The organism is Myxococcus vastator, from assembly GCF_010894475.1.
Taxonomy (GTDB): Bacteria; Myxococcota; Myxococcia; order Myxococcales; family Myxococcaceae; genus Myxococcus; species Myxococcus vastator.
The window spans coordinates 1-802 of record NZ_JAAIYB010000910.1 but is presented as its reverse complement, the minus strand read 5'-3'; the positions used below and the strand labels follow the sequence as shown (position 1 = coordinate 802).

The following is an 802-nucleotide window of genomic DNA, read 5'->3' as shown; positions in this document are numbered from 1 at the left end:
GCGGTGAAGTGAAGGCGGCCACCGGCGGGTGGACGCGCTATACCCGAGGCCCTTCCCATGAGTGTGGAGCTGCGGCGAAACGGGATGCACCTGACGGGCACCCCCCTGTCCCTGGACGCGAAGCGCAAGTCGCCGCTGTGCTTTGTGAGTCACGGGCATTCGGACCACATCGCCCGGCACGAGAGCACCATCGCCACGGCGGCGACGCTGCGCTTCATGACGCACCGCCTGGGGCCGGTGCGGGAGCCGCGCGAGGTGCCCTTCCGGCAGCCCTTCGAGCTGGGGCCGCTGGTGCTGGAGCTGCTACCGGCGGGGCACATCCTGGGCAGCGCGCAGCTCCGCGTGACGCGGCCGGATGGGCGCCGCATCGTCTACACCGGGGACCTCAACGTGGCGCCGTCGCTCACCGCCGAGGCGACGGAGGTGGCGGAGTGCGACACGCTCGTCATCGAGTCCACCTTCGGCCACCCGCGCTACCGCTTCCCGCCGCGTCCGGAGGTGCTGGGGCAGGTGGAGACGTGGCTGCGGATGCAACTGGAGCGCGGCGCGGTGCCGGTGCTGCTGGGCTATCCGCTGGGCAAGAGCCAGGAGGCGATGAAGCACCTGGCGGGGCGCGGCTTCCCGCTGGTGGCGCACCCCTCCATCTACGAGGTGGCGCGGCTCTACGCGGAGCTGGGCGTGCCAATTGAGAACCTGCGCTGCTACGACGGGAAGGTGGAGCCGGGCGAGGTGCTCTTCTTCCCGCCGCACCACGCGCGGGGTGGGGCGCTGGCGCCGCTGTGGCCTCGGGCGACGGCGGTGC

1 protein-coding gene is annotated in these 802 nt (G+C 72.2%); it reads left to right on the top strand.

Annotated elements, in window-relative coordinates; genetic code table 11:
* Positions 1-57: 57 nt before the first annotated feature.
* A partial coding sequence (locus tag G4D87_RS38280) for an MBL fold metallo-hydrolase (RefSeq protein ID WP_163787651.1) occupies positions 58-802 on the top strand: 745 nt, incomplete at its 3' end.